The following is an 18,136-nucleotide window of genomic DNA, read 5'->3' on the forward strand; positions in this document are numbered from 1 at the left end:
AAGTTATGGAAACTATTGAGCAGTGGGAGGCAGATTCCTCTTATTTAAAATATAAAACTTTTGCTTTTTGCCTGCGCCAGCAAATAACGAATGCGATGAGCAAAGTACCCGCGGGTATAAACAAGGCATAATCATGCATAGGTTTGGTAGTTAAGGCAGCCAGGATAGCGCCTGCCAAAAAACAAACGCAAACAAAGCCAAATAGCCTGGCTTCGCGCAAGGCAACCGGGTTACGCGAGGGCATCGTTCCCCGAAAAAAAGCTTCGGCAAAGCGGCGCAGGTTGCCAGTGGTCATTACGGAGTTATAGGTCCATTGTTCCAGTTTGGTAAAGCTTGAATTTTGCATGGCCGCCACCAGCGATATGGCCAGCACCAGGGGAATATCCGGAAAAGAATCTGATAGGAAAGAGCAAGCTATGAGTACAACGATCTCAAATCCCAAACAAGTTAAGGCGGGCTTAGGCAAATATCTTAATACCGATGGCAGGTGCATCCGGTAGGCAATAAACACCCCGATCAAAAATGCTATAATAGGCGGAATATGGTGCATGGCCTGCTGCCAGTCGCCCTGAGCAATATACATCCCCAGGAACACCACGTTACCCGTCATGGAATTGGCAAATACCCCGCCATGCCCTACATAGGTAAACACATCCAGGAAACCGCCAGACAGCGTAAGCAATGCCGCAACTTCTATAGAGTTATCGGAGTACACCTGTACAGGTAACTGATCCGGATTGGCTATTGATGGGTTTTCCGCTTCCGTGGCCATTGCTGCTGTTTTATAATTTATAGCTCAAATGATATTCATGCCCAAGATAAAAAACAAATTAATGAGAAAGACATAAAAACGAATAAGCCGCGAGATTTCGCGGCTTATTTACAATTTACTGCGGGTTATTTAAAATAGGGGTTTTTATTGACTGACGGCCCATTCACTCAACTGAAAATCGGGGCTTCCGTTGTTAGCTGTGACGTACAGGCGATAATACTTGTAAGCGGTAGTATTGCTAAACGTATAACTTTTGGTTTGATTTCGGGACGGGAAGCTTTCGTTAGTACGCACATCAAGTTGGGTAAACACAACGCCATCATTGGAGCCTGCTAATTTCCAGCTTTTAGGGTCACGGTCAGGGGCATCATTACCGGATGTTAGCGCGTATCCTTTTAATACTACTGCCGTTGGGTAATTTAACTGCGCCCAGAAACCGGTGTCATAACCAGCCACAAAAAATTTAGAGTTAAGGTTGTTATCGATCAATTTTAAGGAACCCTCGGCTGCACCCGGGCCACCGCTGTTTTCTTTACTAACGGTAAGGGTAAGATTTGTTGGCGTACTTCCGGGATAAGTTACGTTGGGAAATGTGGCTTTGGCTTGTTCCAACTGTATGGTCCAGTCGTTACCCTGCTCGTCCTTGTTTCCAAAGGCGGTAAGGGCCAGTTGTTTCAGATCAGCACCGGCGGCACCACTCCAGAAGTGTACAAACTCGCCAAAACTCAAATCGCGGGAATACTCATTGATATTGGTTACCCCATTTGAAACAACATGCTTTGGAAAATTAGCAGCCAGCAAAGTAAAATACTTATTAAGCACTGCAGTTCCTCCGTGTTGGGTATAAAGTGGGTACCACCAATCTTTAAACCAATGGGTATTGGCACGCGGATAGGGATCTGAACCGCCTAAAACCAGGTTGTACCAACGTTGGGCATCATCGTTTCTGCCCAGGCCAAGATACACGTCATAAATATACATCTCCATCCATTTGCTATCGTGCCAGATATTAAATGCGGGTGAGCCATGCACATTTTTGGAAGCGCCTTCAACAATGTGCCCTACTTCGTGGGTGGTAAGGTCAAGATCGTTGCCGGTTCCGGCAGTCCAGGCTGTCAGGCTTGATGATCCGCAGTCGATCACGTTACGGTAATCGTGACTGCCATCCATATATGTACTGGGGTGACCGCCACTATATTTACCGGCATGCAATATCACATACAACTGTGATTCGGCACCGAAAGATCCGTAGGTTTTTTTGGTATAGTTCCAAACCTGGGCCAGGTAGGTTTTAGGCCATACAATGCTTGGATTAACATCGTTATCATAATAAACGGCAACGCTGGTATCGTTGGCTACATTATGTACTATCTGATTGTGTTCAAACCAATGTTCCTGCCAAAGGACAGGGGCAGCATTGGTAGTTTGATTTTTCTTTGCATCACTGTCAGGCTGATCATTCCCGATTAATTGATTTTGCTTTGAACAGGACATAACAGCCCCAAGCAGCAGCGCGCTCAAAAACGTAGTTTTGATTTTCATAGTGTGTTTTATAAGGTTGATTAATAAGTTTCAATTAATACACGCCATACGGCCAAATCATAAAAGCACTTTCCCTATCGCCTAACTCAGCTTCACAAATCATATATTGATAAAACGATTTACTAATATATATAATTATTAAATCATTTATATTATTTCTCCGAAAATTTATTTCCAGTGGCTTAATAATTATATTATTGATTAAATATGTAGATAATGTATAGATATTGGAGACTATAATGTATAAGGGATATTTTATAGTTTTCGCATTATTGCGCCAGCCTTGGTTACTTTTTGCTGCCGCGGGCTTTCAGCCCGTGGTAATCATGGCTTCAGCTTTCAGCTGATACTAAAGCTGAAAAGCTTTAATCATGTCACCTACCAGATACGCTGCGCTTAATCTCGCGGGAGCGTGGTGTTTGTTGAAATTACGTGAAGCGAGCTTTATGCCGAACTTATACTACTTAAACGGGTTACCTGTAGCGTATTGGCTAAAAGCTATTTCCAATCCCAATGCTGCCATACGTTTAATACTTAGTTTATCTATATACGGTCCTCCGATAAGACCATTCCCGTTATGAACATCCTGGTCAACCTGGATATAGGCTTCTGCATGATTGATCAGTTTTTCAACTCCCGATACATCCTGCTCCAGATGGCTAAGTAAGTTTTTTAGCTTGTTTTCAAAAGTATCCGGCCCCGGGCTGGGTTCATAAATGGCACAGCTATATTTATATAAAGCCTTACCAAATGCCCTTTTATCATCTTTGTTAAATGTTTCGCTGGGCTTTAATAAGCTCATAGCGGCTATTTGCAGCCAGGTAAGGTTTTCGGAGGTAGCTCGCAAATAAACTTTATGATGGCTTTCAGTACCTATATATCTGATGGCGATATCCGGCGAAGTGTCAAAATAAATGGCCAGGTAAAACTTCTCTCCTGCTACCTGCAGATACACTATAGCGGTATTTTCCTCGCTTTCCAGGTCAACCTTTACTATTTGCGGTATACTATCAAGTCGTACTACATCATGAATTTGCATATATTGTTCGGTAGCTCCCCAGGTTTGTTGTTCAATTTCCCGTAAAGCGGCCCGGATAAGCTGGTCTGTAAAATTCATTATATGATTATTGATATGATAAAGCTATACAATTGGCTCTAAACAAAAAAAGCCTCCAGCAATTAACCCGGAGACTTCTTAATTCATATAGTAAGATCAGTTATAAATTCAAAAAATGGTCGAAAGTATCACTGCGGATACCTAATCGTAGCGTTTCCAGCGGGATAATATCTGTTGGCGCGATATTGCCCAAGCTAACATTAGCGCCAATTAGTTTTATAAACCATACCTGCTGCGCTTTTTGCGGGGCCTCCCAAATAATCGTGCCTTCGGGTATCTGGGTCAGGATCTCATCAACAAGGCCCTGCCTTACCTCACCCGAATCGCGGTAAATGCCTACGTTGCCACTTTCGCGGGCCTCGGCTATCACTTTCCAGGAGCCGGCCTCAATTTCGGCCTGCATCAGTTTGATCCATTTATAAGGCGCGAAGATCTTTTGCACATCCTTGGAGCCCACTTCTGATATTACCGTAACCTGTTTAGCCAACCTACTGATGTAATCGCATTTAACCTCATGCTCAATAGTGATAGATCCGTCAGAAACTTCACAGTGCTCCAGCTTGTATTTATCCAGTATGCGGCAGTAATCATCAAACTGGTTGCGTACTATGAAGGCCTCGAACAAAGTACCGCCAAAATATACGGGAATGCCCGCGTCCTGATAAAGTTTTATTTTTTCGGTTAAGTTGGGGGTAACGTATGAAGTTGCCCAACCCAGTTTAACAATATCCGTATAAGCTGCACCTATTTCCAGAAAATCCTCTACCTGCCTTAAACTCAATCCTTTGTCCATCACCATGGTGATGCCTTTGTCACGGGGTTTTGCTGTGCGTTCGGGAAGATCATTGATCATATAATTCATACAATAGATGGTTATAGCCTATAACTAAAAGTTCTAACGATACAAATATCCGAAAAAAAACTGACTCAATACTGCAATTGTGCTAATTTCAGATGTGGAAATGATGAAGTTTTTGTAAAATTTATATGGCGATTAAAGGAAGCATTGATCATGGTGTAAAAAGGGATGTCAGTCTGAGCTCAGTCGAAGACTCGCGCGCTGAGGCCTGCCCACCGTGGTTCGACGGGGCTCACCATGACACCCTGCTCACCTTAAACAAAAAATGGCGACTGATACTGAGATCAACCGCCATTCATTCATTCGCCCATCTGTTTATTTCGTATACTTATTTATAATATCCACAATCACTTTGTTCTTCTGCAATTGCGGCAGGTAATCAAAAAGAATATAATGCTTATCCGGATCGCTGGTTAGGGCCATCTCCAGATGGTTCAGGGCCTCATTGTATTCGCCTTTGGCAAATAAATAAGCCACCATGCGGTAATAAAGTTCGGCCGCTTCGGGGTTGTTTTTAATAGCCTCCGAAATGATCTCGATAGCGCCGGGCAACCTGTCCTGCTCATATAAGATGGATGAGTAATCCAACCAGGCATCAATATCCAGCGGATTAAGCTCTACCACTTTTTCATAAGCCTGCTCAGCTTCGGGCATGTGGCCCAATTTATATTCGGCATCGGCTATGGCAAACCAATAGTCGGCATTGGCGATATCCAGGTCGAGCGCTTTTTTATAAAAATGCAGGGCTTCAAAATAGCGCTCCTCAAAATCAAGCGTAACACCTATGCCAAACCAGGCGTCGGCCAGCTTAGGGTCCATCTTAACCGATTTTTTATAAAAGGCACGCGCATCATCCATCTGCTCCAGCTTTTCGTAGCATTCGCCAATAGCGCAGTAAGTATCGGCATTAGGCTGTTCGTACTCAAAGGTGTGGCGGTATACTTCAATAGCTTCGGCATATTTTTCCAGGTTAACCAGGGCATTACCCTTGTTAAAGTAGGCCGATGCAAAGCTGTCTTTGATCAGTATGGCGTAGTCGTAAGCGTCGATAGCCTTTTCAAACAGGCTCAGCTTGGTGTAAGCATTACCCAGGTTATACCATGCAGCATAACTGTAAGGTTCGTTATCGATATACTGCTGATAAAACTGTACGCTCTCCTGCTGGTTGTCCATTACGTCATAGCAAAACGCCAGTTCATAAAGGGCATCCTGATTTTCCATATTCTGCTTAAGGCAAAGCTTAAGGTAGGTTATGGCTGTGTCATAGTCGCCCATGTTCTGGTACACATAGGCAATATGCAATAGGATCTCGTCGGTTTCCTCTGCCAGGCCCAATGCTTTTTCATAATTTTCCAGGGCTTCGCCATAGCGCTCCATACTTTCGTACAGATTACCGCGAATAATATAGATATCCGCGTCGGAAGCCTCCAGCATAGCCGCTTTTTCCAAAGCCGCGAATGCCTCGGTCACTTTATTGGTAACAACCAGTAATTGTGCCTGTTTAATTAAAAAAACCGCTGCAAAAGGGTGCTGGTTACGCGCGTATTCTGCTACTTGCAGTGCCTTGGCCGGATCATTTTTCTCTATGTAATAGTCGATAATGTTCTCAAACGCCTGGGCATCAAAAAAGTACTGGTCGTGATTACGGATCATCTCCTCGTACCGTTCTACCGAAAACTTTGGATCTTCGGTAAAACCAAATTCAAATTCTTCTTCCATTCAGTTTTGTTTGCAGAACATCCGCTTTAGGTTAACAATTGTTATTGCCTTCGTAAAGACTTATTGAGTTCAAATTACAACAAGTAAGCCTCCAATAAACAATTTAGTTTTCAACATTCGCACATTTTTAACATGATTTGTGTGCAAAGTATTGATAATTAACCACAATCAATTCGCGTGCGAAAGGTGGATAAACTAAAAATTGCCTCAAGATTTTTACCTTTGACAAAAGTAACAATTATGAACCTCGATATTTCAGACATTCTAAAACGTTTACATATAAACGATATTAATGATGCTTTTAGTACAGGAAACCACTGGGGCAGCAGCGCAGGCGCTACCGTAAAAGATATCATATCGCCGGTTGACGGCAAAAAAATAGCCTCCGTAAAATTTGCTTCCGAAAACGATTATAACCAGGTAGTTGAACAAGCATCTAAAGCTTTTAAAACCTGGCGCAATACCCCTGCCCCCAAGCGCGGCGAGATCGTTAGGCAGATAGGCGAGGCTTTACGTGCCCATAAGCACGACCTGGGCAGCCTGGTATCTTACGAAATGGGCAAAAGCCTGCAGGAAGGTTTGGGCGAGGTTCAGGAGATGATAGACATTGCCGATTTTGCCGTTGGTTTGAGCCGTCAGCTGTACGGATTAACCATGCACTCCGAAAGGGCCAATCACCGCATGTACGAGCAATACCATCCGCTGGGCATTGTGGGTATCATCTCGGCATTCAACTTCCCGGTAGCAGTTTGGAGCTGGAATTCCCTGCTGGCCTGGGTTTGCGGCGACGTTTGTATCTGGAAACCATCAGAAAAAACACCGTTGACCGCCATTGCCTGCCAGCACATCGCGCAGGAAGTATTTAAAAAGAACAATATTGAAGAGGGGGTATCCAACCTCATCATCGGCGACCGTAACATTGGCGAGCTGATGGCTGCCGATACCCGGGTACCTTTAATATCAGCTACCGGCTCAACACGTATGGGTAAGGCGGTTAGCGCGGCTGTGGCTGCCCGTTTGGGTAAAAGCCTGCTGGAGCTGGGCGGCAACAACGCTATCATCATCAGCGAAAACGCAGATCTGGACATGTCGCTTATCGGCGCCGTATTTGGCGCGGTGGGTACTGCCGGCCAGCGTTGTACCAGCACGCGCAGGCTCATCATTCATGAAAGTGTTTATGAGGCCTTTAAACAAAAGCTGGTGAACGCTTATAAACAGATCCGCATTGGCAATCCTTTGGATGAGCATAACCACATGGGGCCGCTTATTGATCATGATGCGGTAAACCTGTACTTGGACTCTATCGAAAAATGTAAAGCCGAAGGCGGGAAATTTGTAGTAGAAGGCGGCAAGCTCGAAGGCGACAACTATTCATCGGGCTGTTACGTAAAACCTTGTATAGCTGAGGTGGAGAACCACTTTAAAATAGTGCAGCACGAAACCTTTGCCCCGATACTTTATTTGATAAAATACAGCACGCTTGATGAGGCCATCGACCTGCAAAATGGTGTTCCGCAGGGTTTATCATCGGCTATTATGACTAATAATTTGCGCGAGGCAGAACAATTTTTATCCTACGCTGGTTCTGATTGTGGTATAGCTAATGTAAACATCGGCACATCGGGTGCAGAGATAGGCGGCGCGTTTGGCGGTGAAAAAGAAACCGGCGGCGGTCGCGAATCTGGTTCTGATGCCTGGAAAGTTTACATGAGGCGCCAAACCAATACTATTAATTATTCAAAAACGTTGCCTTTAGCACAAGGCATCAAGTTTGACCTTTAACGAGGTTCGAGGATCGTGTTGCGCGGATCGGGATATTAATACTTTATAAGAAAAGATCACCGAACCTCGCAACACGATCCCCGAATCCATTTAATGATTTTTTTATTTTCTAATTTTTGTACATGTTCAATTACCGCAATTTATTAATCACCGGCACCACCTTATTAACTGCATTAACATTAAGTCAAACAATTTCTGCACAAGTAATTCCTCCGGCAGAACCCGAGCCGCCCAAAGGCTGGCAACTGATGGACCTGAAAGAAAACGGTTTTTATGGCATCAGCCTTAAACCCGCTTATCTTTTTTTACAAGGCAAAAAAAGCAAGCCTGTGGTGATAGCTACGATAGATAGCGGTATTGATACTTTACAAAAAGACCTGAAAAGTATCCTTTGGACCAATACTAAAGAAATTCCCGGTAACGGCATCGACGATGATCATAACGGTTATGTGGATGATATACATGGCTGGAATTTCTTGGGCGGCCCCGATGGCAAAGCCGATTTTAATGAAACCACCGAAGAGGTACGTGAATACAATAAGCTGAAAGGTAAATTTGAAAACCTAACAGATACCAACGCTGTTGATAAAAAACAATACGCCTACTGGAAACGTGTAAAAACCACTTACGATAGCACAGTAAACAAATCGCGCACCGAGACCGAGCAATTACAACCCATCATGAATGCGCTGATGGTAACCAGCGGCTATATCAAAAGAGGGCTTAGCCTGCCTGCCAACGGCACATTTAAACAGGCCGACCTGGTAAAACTTAAACTGGCTAATGACACCCTTACCCAAAGCAAATATGTTTGGGATTCTATTTTCTCGCAGGAAGGCATTAATAAAACCAATGCCGCCATTATCAAAGATCTGAGCGAGTACCTGGCCAAATTAAATAACGACCTGTCCCCCGATTTGGAAGCCCGCAAACGCATAGTTGGGGATAATGTGGACAGCATGGATCATAAACCTTATGGCAACAACCTGCTTAAATTCACAGATGCCTCACACGGTACCGGCGTAGCCGGCTTGATTGGGGCGATCCGTAACAATGGCTATGGTATCAATGGCGTTGCCGATAACGTACGTATTATGGCCATCAAAGCGGTGCCTAATGGTGATGAATATGATAAAGATATCGCCAACGCTATCCACTATGCTGTTGATAATGGCGCTCGTATCATCAACATGAGCTTCGGCAAAAAAATATCACCACATAAAGAGTGGCTGGATGAAGCCTTTAAATATGCCGCATCTAAAGACGTACTGCTGGTACAAGCGGCTGGCAACGATAACCAGGATGTTGATATTACTCCCGATTATCCAAACGATACTTTCCTGGATGGATCAACCGACGCGGATAATGTGATCAATGTTGGCGCATCGGGCCCTAAACTAGGCGAGCACCTGGCTGGCGATTTCTCCAACTATGGCAAAAAGAATGTAGATGTATTTGCCCCGGGTGTTAAAGTAACTACTGTTGACACCGATGCCGAGTTTATGACCGAAGACGGTACCAGTTTTTCATCGCCCATAACAGCAGGTGTAGCAGCTCTACTGCTGGAGTATTATCCAACGCTGAGCGCTAAACAGTTGAAACAGATCATCCTGCAATCGGCCACACCTTTAACCGGCACTACGGTGTTCAGACCGGGCAGCAAAACCATCAAAGTTGATTTTACTACCCTTAGCAAAACCGGTGGTATTGTAAATGCTTACAAAGCCGTACAAATTGCCTCGAAAATGAAGGGCGAGCGGGCCAATTGATAAACCGCTCTTTATCATCCTGTGGAACGAAGGATCTTCTTCGAGAGCCTCGCAACCCAACACGCGTAATGAAGAAGATTTTTCACTTCATTCAGAATGACAGAGGGATATGAAATAAAAAAAGCCCGGCCGATAAACGGCCGGGCTTTTTTATTGATCACTTTATTTAATTCTACTATTCAATTCCGACAGTGGCATCGTAACCATCCGCCCAATTGGTTTTTTACCCTTGTAGGTGATCACCCGCAGCGTTGTGGCATCCTTTGGCGCATCAATAGGTTGCGTATATTTTGGATAGAAATTATCCGGGAACGAATTATCAAAACTGTAATAGGTATCCAGGCCATCCACCTCATTGGTCAGCGTTATTTTTAGTGTACCATCAGCATTGCGTGTGGCATTAAATGAGGGATCATAAGCGCTTGGCGCGTATTTAGTTTCGGCAGCGTTAAAGCGGTCGAACTGTTTCTCTACTTTTCCAAAGAAGTAAGGCCAGCTTTTCTTTTCCTTTGGCGACCATACCGACTCGGCAATGGCCATACCCCTTGGCCAGGTCATGTATTCGGCCTGGCGAATGTTGTACACCTGCTCGGTCCATAAATTAGCCTGCCCGCCTTTGATCAGCCTGGCATCAACACTATCAGGCACGGGTTCAAACTCGTACGATTTGCTCAGGCGCAGTGTGGCGTAAATTTTGGTTTCGTTAACACGGTCGCTTTGCATATAATCCAGGTAGGCAAAAGTTGTTGGGCTCATCACTACCTCATGGCCCTGTTTAGCGGCTTCAATACCGCCTTTTATCCCTCTCCAGCTCATTACCGCGGCGTTCGGACCAAGGCCGCCTTCAATGATCTCATCCCAGCCCATAAACTTTTTACCTTTTGATTCTACTATTTTTTCTAATCGTTTCTCAAAATAGCTCTGTACCTCCTGCTGCGTTTTCAGTCCTTCTTTAGCCATCAGGGCTTTTATAGCATCGCTTTGCTCCCAAAAGTTCTTAGCGCACTCATCACCGCCCATATGGATATAAGCAAAGGGGAAGAGTTGCGCCACTTCGGTCACTACCTTATCCAGAAAAGTGTATACATTTTCATTGGCCGGGCAAAGGGTGTTATCCACAATGGCCCTGTTGTGCGGGCCGCTCCAATCCATAAAAGGCTCGCCGGAGTTAACCACATATTTATCGGCGCCGGGCGTGCAGGATAGTTCCGGATAAGCTACAACAGCAGCAAGGCTATGCCCCGGCACATCTATCTCCGGTAATATATTTACAAAGCGGTCTTTGGCGTATTGGACAAGTTCGCGGATATCTTCCTGGGTATAAAATCCACCGTAAGTACGTGGTTCATTCGCGGCAGGTGGCGTAAACGTTCCAAACTGGCCCACCTTTTTAACGTTATAAGCGCCAACTGTGGTCAGCTTCGGTAAACTTTTGATCTCTACGCGCCAGCCTTCATCGTCGGTTAAGTGCAGGTGCAACAGGTTCAGCTTGTACTTCACCATGGCATCTATATATTGTTTTACTTCGGCTTTTGTAAAAAAGTGGCGTGCCACATCAAACATTAACCCCCTCCAGGCAAAGCGTGGATAATCGGTGATTTCCACACAAGGCACCGTCCACTTCACATTTTTCGCCAGCTGCTTGCTTTCAATATCGGCGGGTAATAATTGCATCAGCGTTTGCACACCATAAAACAAACCCGCAGCCTCATTGGCCCTGATCACGATCTTTTTAGCCTTTACCGATAAGGTATATCCTTCGGTACCTATAGCGGCATCAACAGTTTTATTTAAAACAAGCCGGATAGAAGCCGTGGGGGCCGCACTTTTAATGGTCACGGATGATCCCGGCGCTGTAGTCAGTTTCTTTTTCAGATAACTGGTTACGGGCGCTAATTCGGACTGGCTACCCGCCTCCACTATAACGCTTTTGGGCAGCAGGAACTGACCCGCCGTACGCGTGGTTTTTACCGGTTCGGGAATAATGGATAAGCCGCTTTGGGCAACCTGGCCAAACGATAGGGCGTGCGCAAGGCAACAGCAAAGCAATAAGGATAATTTTTTCATACAGAAGAGATATGTTTTAATTGGGAAACGGTATGCAAATTAAACTTTTTAAATAAAATTAAAAAGTTGCAAGCTAAATTTTGTTGTTTTAAATTGCATATCAATACATCCGTAGCTGCGCCTGTAGTATATAACTGATCGTACAAACCAATTATTCATTTACCTGACCTAAAACCAGATACCTATGGCAACTGACAGAAGAAAGTTTTTAAAACAATTTGGCACCTCTGTACTCCTCACTTCGGCATCGCTCACCAGCCTGGCGGCCAAAGAAGAGCATGAAAAAAGAATTTTACAGGCCGAAAAACGCGTAAGTCCTAATGATAAGATCAGGATAGCCACCATAGGCATGGGCATTATGGGCTTTAATGACACCCACGCCGCGCTTACCGTGCCGGGTGTGGAGCTGGTGGCCGCCTGCGATTTGTACAAGGGCCGGTTACAACGCACTAAGGAGGTATATGGATCCAATATTTTCACCACCGATAATTACCACGATATTTTAAACCGCAAAGATATTGATGCCGTTATTGTAGCTACCAGCGATAACTGGCACAGCCCCATATCTATCGAAGCCATGCACAAGGGCAAAGCCGTTTACAGCGAGAAACCGATGGTGCACCACATTAGCGAGGGGTTGAATGAAATAAAAGCCCAGCAGGAAACCAAAGCGGTTTTCCAGGTAGGCAGTCAGCGGGTGAGTGGTATCGCCTTTAAAAAGGCAAAGGAGCTTTACCAGGCGGGCGCTATTGGTAAGATCAACGCAGTTGAGGCTTCTTTTAGCAGGCAAAGCGCGCTGGGTGCATGGCAATATACTATTCCGCTGGATGCATCGCCGCAAACGGTGGGTTGGGAGCAATACCAGGCCAACAGCAAGGTGAAACATGCTTATGACAGTAATCGTTTCTTCAGATGGCGCAATTACCGCGAATATGGCACCGGTGTAGCCGGCGACCTGTTTGTACACCTGCTTTCGGGTATTCATTTCATCACCGGATCCAAAGGACCAGATAAAATATTTGCCATTGGGGGCCTCGACTACTGGAAGGATGGACGTAATGTTCCTGATGTGATGAGCGCCGTGATATCCTATCCAGAATCACCGGAGCACCCGGCTTTTCAGGCTACCCTGAGAGTAAATTTTGTGAGTGGTGAAGGTGACCGCGCTTCAACCAAGATCGTAGGTTCTGAAGGCGTTATCGACATGAGCGATGGCGGCGGCTTTACCATACATAAAAGCAAAATGCCGGTAGCACCAGGTTACGGAGGCTGGGATTCGCTCGGCACCTATCCCGAGGCCATGCAAAAAGCCATTATTGAGGAATACAATAAAAAATATTCGGCTGCCGATCAGCAAACACCCAAGCTGGATGATGTAGTTTACCATGAGCCCGAAGGCTATAGCGATTCCAACGAGCATTTCGCCAATTTTTTTGATTCGATGCGTACAGGCAAACCCGTGGTTGAGGATGCGGCTTTTGGCTTCCGCGCCGCGGCGCCTTGCCTGGCCTGTAACGATAGTTATTTTGAGAACCGGGTGATCAAATGGGATCCGGTGGGGATGAGGCTGGTGTAGGGATTAATGCAATCAACCGGTCATGCCGAACTTGTTTCGGCACCCCATTAGCAAGGTGAGCAACATACAGGTTAGCCTGTCCTATGGGATCCTGAAACAAGTTCAGGATGACATTAGCCTTTATGTCATTGCGAGGAGGAACGACGAAGCAATCTCCTCACTTGCATATTGAACGCGAGGAGATTGCCACGCTTCGCTCGCAATGACATATTAATATAAAACAAAAAAGCCGCTTAACGCGGCTTTTCATATGTATAGTAAAATTTAAATCTTTTATTCTTCCACCATTTCACTGTTGGGACTGTTCACTTCGGGAACTTCGTGTTTGAAATAGTGTTTCTGAAATACCAGTATCAGGATAACACCTACGCAGATAGAGGCATCGGCCAGGTTAAATACCGGTCTGAAAAACTCAAAAGGCTCATTACCCCAAACGGGTACCCAGGCCGGGAATGTACCCCGGAACAATGGGAAATAAAACATATCAACCACACGCCCGTGAAATAGCGGGGCATAATTGTACATGATACCATAAAAGGTAGAGTCGATGATATTACCAACAGCTCCGGCCAAAATGAGCGCCACATTCATAATGAGGCCACGGTGGTATTTATGCTTTATTAAATAAATAAGCGTATAAACAATACCGCATACCGCAAAAATGCGAAACAGCGTCAATGCAAGTTTTCCTGCGTCACCTCCCCATTCCATGCCAAATGCCATACCGTTATTCTCGGTATAGTGCAGCATGCCATGGCTACCAAAAAAGCGGATCTCTTCGCCCATGAACATATGTGCCCTTACCCAGGTTTTAATGATCTGGTCAAAAAGAATAATAAATATAGCAGTGAGAAAAGGTTTGGTGTAAGCAGCCTTCATTTATTGCTTTAATTTAGCTTCCATAGTTAAGGTGGTGTGCGGCACGGCGCGCAAACGCTCCTTTGGTATCAGTTTACCGGTTTCGCGGCAAATACCATAAGTTTTGTTTTCAATACGCACCAGGGCGGCTTCCAACTGATCAATAAATTTTTTCTGACGGGCAGCTAACTGGTTAATTTGTTCTTTTTCCAGTGTGGCCGAGCCATCTTCCAAGGTTTTATAAGTACCGGCAGTATCATCAGTTCCGTTCGCGTTTGGCGAGCTTAACGAAGTTGCCAGCGAGTTTAACTCTTCTTTGGCAATACGCAGTTTATCAAGAATAAGAGTTTTAAACTCTTGCAGGTCCGATTCAGAATATCTGGTTTTTTCGTTTTCTACTTTCATTTATACTTTACTAATAACAATAAAAATTTCATTTCCGTCAATCTCTACTTTGTCACCTTCATGTAACTGAGCGTCAAGCACTATGCTCTCTGCTAAAATTTCGGCGCAAATATAGGATAAATTATTTTTTACCGCTTCGCTGATATAAGGGTGCTCGCTAATGCGAACGTCAATTTTATCAGTAACCTCAAAACCTTTTGTTTTACGCAGGTTCTGGATACGGTTTATCAACTCTCTCGCAATCCCCTCCTCTTTTAATTCGTTGGTTATGGTAACATCTAAAGCTACAGTTAGTTTTCCCAAATTTGCAACTTGCCATCCGGGAACGTCTTCTGCTATAATCTCTACATCCGCAATTTGTATTAAGTACTTGTTATCAAGAACATTAACAGCGCCATCACTTTCCAGTTTGGCTATATCATCCTGTGTAAAATTATTTATAGCCTCGGCCACAGCCTTCATATCCTTACCTACTTTTTGACCAAGAGCCTTAAAATTCGGCTTTATTTTCTTTTTAATAATGCCCGCGGTATCGGTAATATATTCAATATCCTTGATGTTGGTTTCGGATAAGATCAATTCTTTTACCTGCTCCACATGCTTCTTAAAGCCCTTGTCCAATATAGGTAATAATATTTTGCTTAGCGGCCTGCGCACCGGAATCTCGATCTTTTTACGCAATGATAATACCAATGATGATACATCCTGTGCCAGTTTCATGCGCTCTTCCAGGTCGGCATCAACCAGCTCATCATGATAGGTTGGGAAATACGCCAGGTGTACCGATTCAAATTCCTCTTTACCGGTAACCTTATTCAGATCTTTGTATAAACTATCGGCAAAAAACGGAGCTATTGGCGCCATTAATTTACTGATGGTGATTAAGCAGGTATACAATGTTTGGTAAGCCGACAGCTTATCATCGGAGTTATCTGATTTCCAGAAACGGCGGCGACTTAAGCGGATATACCAGTTGCTGAAATGCGCATCTACAAACTCCTGTATAGCACGGGCGGCTTTAGTCGGCTCATAATCGGCATAAAAAGCATCCACCTCACGGCTCAGGGTATTGAGTAATGATATTACCCAACGATCAATTTCCGGGCGTTGTTCCAATGCTATTTCGGGCTCGCTATATTTAAACTGATCGATATTGGCGTAAAGCACAAAGAAAGAGTAAGAATTGTACAGCGTACCAAAAAACTTACGACGAACTTCATCAATACCTTCTTCGTTAAATTTAAGGTTGTCCCATGGCGCGGCATTGCTGATCATGTACCAGCGAGCGGCGTCGGCTCCATATTGTTCAATAGTGGTAAAGGGGTCAACAGCATTGCCCAACCGTTTCGACATCTTGTTGCCGTTTTTATCCAGCACCAAACCATTTGAAACCACGTTTTTGAAGGAGATACCTTTATTGCCCACTTTGGCATTCACCGCTTTTACTTCGTCGCTGCATTCGCTCAGCATTACGGCTATAGCGTGCAGGGTAAAGAACCAGCCACGGGTTTGGTCGACCCCTTCGGCAATAAAATCGGCAGGGTAGGCCGCAGCAAACTCTTCTTTGTTTTCAAAAGGGAAGTGCCATTGCGCATAAGGCATAGCGCCTGAATCAAACCAAACGTCGATCAAATCGGGCTCGCGAAACATTTTATTACCGGCAGCCGAGGTCAGGATCACATCATCCACATAAGGGCGGTGCATATCTTCCAGCTTAAAGCCTGCAGGCATAAAACCAGCTGCTATCGATTTTTCGATCTCGGCATTCAGCTCGGCAATAGAGCCAATACATTTTTCTTCAGATCCGTTCTCCTCTCGCCAAATAGGTAACGGTGTACCCCAGTAGCGTGAACGCGACAGGTTCCAATCTACCAGGTTTTCCAGCCAGTTACCAAAACGACCTGTCCCCGTTGATTCCGGTTTCCAATTGATGGTTTTGTTGAGCTCCACCATTTTATCCTTTACCGCGGTGGTACGGATAAACCAGCTATCGAGCGGGTAGTATAATATCGGTTCGTCTGAGCGCCATGAGTGTGGGTAGCTGTGCTCATATTTTTTAACGTCAAACGCCTTATTGTCTTCTTTCAGTTTAATGGAGATCAGTACATCCGTTGCCTTAAAACCTGGCTCGGCACGCTCTGCATCACTATAGTATTCTTCTTTAACGTAGCGACCGGCAAAATCGGTCACTTCATCAACAAAACGCCCCTGTTTATTAACCAGTGGAACTTCCTTGCCTGTTTCATCCAATACCATTACCGATGGTACGTTTTGTTCTTTACAGGCCCTGAAGTCATCCGCACCAAAAATAGAAGCAGTGTGTACGATACCTGTACCGTCTTCGATGGTTACAAAGTCGGCCGGGATCACGCGGAAAGCGTTTTTCTCCAGGTTTTCATTACTTACGTAAGGCATCAGCTGGTGGTAACGCAAACCGATCAGCTCAACGCCTTTAAATTCAGCTCTTATTTCCCATGGAATAACTTTATCGCCCCCTTTATAATCCTGGAACGAGGCGTTTTGGCCTTCGGCTTTAAAGTATTTGCCTACCAGGGCTTTGGCCAGCACTACACTTACCGGCTCATAGGTGTAAGGGTTAAAAGTGCGGATCTTTACGTAGTCGATATTTTCGCCAATGGCCAGGGCGCAGTTTGATGGCAGTGTCCATGGAGTGGTTGTCCAGGCCAGTATCGCAGTATCCTCGTTTACATCTTCAAATAAAACAGGGATAAGGGGATGCTGCTGATCGTTCTTTAAATGGAACTGAGCTACTATCGAAGTATCCTTTACCATTTTGTAGGTGCCCGGCTGGTTTAGCTCATGCGAGCTTAAGCCTGTACCCGATTTTGGCGAATATGGCTGTACCGTATAACCTTTGTATAAAAGATCCTTTTTATAAAACTCCTTCAGTATCCACCAAAGGCTTTCAATGTATTCGTTTTCATAGGTGATATACGGATCGTCAAGATCAACCCAATAGCCCATTTTTTCGGTCAGGTCGTTCCAAACGTCTGTATAGCGCATCACCTCCTTGCGGCAGGCATCGTTATACTCTTTAACGCTTATTTTTTTACCGATATCATCTTTGGTTATCCCTAAAGCTTTTTCAACAGCAAGCTCAATGGGCAGGCCATGGGTATCCCAACCGCCTTTACGCTTTACCTGGAAACCTTTTAGCGTTTTGTAACGGCAAAAAATATCTTTAATAGAGCGCGCCATCACGTGGTGAATACCGGGCATACCATTAGCGCTCGGCGGCCCTTCGTAAAACGTGTAGGGGTTACTTGCCGGACGACTGCTGATACTTTTGCCAAATATGTTGTTCTGCTTCCAAAACTCCAGTATCTCTTTGCCTGTTTGCGATAGGTTTAACTGCTTATATTCCTTATACATGTATATAGTTCACCTCAATTTTTAGAGGTTGCAAAAATACGGAAATTATAAATGATTTTTTTAATTTGGACGAATGAAAAATAAAGTAAGGCGTACAGTATTGATGTTGTTGATTGCCGTAATCCTGTTTTCGGCATCAATGGCTATCCCTGCTTTATTCCATTCGGGGTGGAAAGACCTTGTTCAGGGTGCTGCTCTGGGCCTCACCATAGCCGGCATCATCAGTATTATTACCCTGGTTATTGATTACCTGCGCGAAACAAAAAAAGGAGCCTGA

The 18,136-nt window shown here is 44.7% G+C and carries 13 protein-coding genes; 4 read left to right on the forward strand and 9 right to left on the reverse strand.

Annotation, left to right across the window (positions count from 1 at the left end; translation table 11 throughout):
- Window positions 1–40: 40 nt before the first annotated feature.
- From ACTJKG_RS01310 to ACTJKG_RS01330, 5 genes are all read right to left on the reverse strand, one after another.
- On the reverse strand, window positions 41–772 hold the full coding sequence (locus tag ACTJKG_RS01310; RefSeq protein ID WP_440738130.1) for a YoaK family protein: 732 nt from the start codon (window positions 770–772) through the stop codon (window positions 41–43).
- 144 nt (window positions 773–916) lie between these two features.
- Window positions 917–2,314, reverse strand: coding sequence for a discoidin domain-containing protein (locus ACTJKG_RS01315; RefSeq protein WP_172336053.1), 1,398 nt, complete (start codon window positions 2,312–2,314; stop codon window positions 917–919).
- 460 nt (window positions 2,315–2,774) lie between these two features.
- Window positions 2,775–3,431, reverse strand: coding sequence for a DUF4279 domain-containing protein (locus ACTJKG_RS01320; protein ID WP_172336052.1), 657 nt, complete (start codon window positions 3,429–3,431; stop codon window positions 2,775–2,777).
- Window positions 3,432–3,531: 100 nt separating this feature from the next.
- Window positions 3,532–4,293: a phosphosulfolactate synthase gene (locus ACTJKG_RS01325; RefSeq protein ID WP_172336051.1), complete on the reverse strand. Its 762-nt coding sequence runs from the start codon at window positions 4,291–4,293 to the stop codon at window positions 3,532–3,534.
- Window positions 4,294–4,605: 312 nt separating this feature from the next.
- On the reverse strand, window positions 4,606–6,009 hold the full coding sequence (locus ACTJKG_RS01330) for a tetratricopeptide repeat protein (protein ID WP_172336049.1): 1,404 nt from the start codon (window positions 6,007–6,009) through the stop codon (window positions 4,606–4,608).
- 240 nt (window positions 6,010–6,249) lie between these two features.
- On the opposite strand from ACTJKG_RS01330, the gene amaB reads away from it, so the two are divergent.
- Together amaB and ACTJKG_RS01340 are read left to right on the forward strand one after the other, a co-directional pair.
- Window positions 6,250–7,791 carry an L-piperidine-6-carboxylate dehydrogenase gene (gene amaB / locus ACTJKG_RS01335; protein ID WP_440738131.1) on the forward strand — a complete coding sequence of 514 codons (1,542 nt, stop codon included), beginning with the start codon at window positions 6,250–6,252 and terminating at the stop codon, window positions 7,789–7,791.
- Between the two features lie 122 nt (window positions 7,792–7,913).
- Window positions 7,914–9,560, forward strand: coding sequence for a S8 family serine peptidase (locus ACTJKG_RS01340; RefSeq protein WP_440738132.1), 1,647 nt, complete (start codon window positions 7,914–7,916; stop codon window positions 9,558–9,560).
- Between the two features lie 162 nt (window positions 9,561–9,722).
- Here ACTJKG_RS01340 and ACTJKG_RS01345 read toward each other — a convergent pair whose 3' ends face one another.
- Window positions 9,723–11,627: a beta-N-acetylhexosaminidase gene (locus tag ACTJKG_RS01345; RefSeq protein WP_440738133.1), complete on the reverse strand. Its 1,905-nt coding sequence runs from the start codon at window positions 11,625–11,627 to the stop codon at window positions 9,723–9,725.
- Between the two features lie 184 nt (window positions 11,628–11,811).
- On the opposite strand from ACTJKG_RS01345, the gene ACTJKG_RS01350 reads away from it, so the two are divergent.
- On the forward strand, window positions 11,812–13,203 hold the full coding sequence (locus ACTJKG_RS01350; protein WP_172336045.1) for a Gfo/Idh/MocA family oxidoreductase: 1,392 nt from the start codon (window positions 11,812–11,814) through the stop codon (window positions 13,201–13,203).
- Window positions 13,204–13,476: 273 nt separating this feature from the next.
- Here the strand turns inward: ACTJKG_RS01350 and ACTJKG_RS01355 are convergent, their stop codons facing one another.
- From ACTJKG_RS01355 to ileS, 3 genes are read right to left on the reverse strand one after another with little or no spacing between them, the layout of a single operon-like run.
- Window positions 13,477–14,082: a lipoprotein signal peptidase gene (locus tag ACTJKG_RS01355; protein WP_172336044.1), complete on the reverse strand. Its 606-nt coding sequence runs from the start codon at window positions 14,080–14,082 to the stop codon at window positions 13,477–13,479.
- Entirely contained in the window at window positions 14,083–14,466 is a 384-nt protein-coding gene (locus ACTJKG_RS01360; RefSeq protein WP_166092596.1) for a TraR/DksA family transcriptional regulator, read from the reverse strand.
- Window positions 14,467–17,859, reverse strand: a complete 3,393-nt coding sequence (gene ileS / locus ACTJKG_RS01365) for an isoleucine--tRNA ligase (RefSeq protein ID WP_172336043.1) — start codon at window positions 17,857–17,859, stop codon at window positions 14,467–14,469.
- A 73-nt stretch (window positions 17,860–17,932) separates the two neighbouring features.
- On the opposite strand from ileS, the gene ACTJKG_RS01370 reads away from it, so the two are divergent.
- A complete protein-coding gene (locus ACTJKG_RS01370) occupies window positions 17,933–18,136 on the forward strand; it encodes a hypothetical protein (RefSeq protein WP_166092591.1) in 204 nt (67 codons plus the stop codon).

This window comes from Mucilaginibacter sp. 22184 (assembly GCF_052045695.1).
Lineage (GTDB): Bacteria > Bacteroidota > Bacteroidia > Sphingobacteriales > Sphingobacteriaceae > Mucilaginibacter.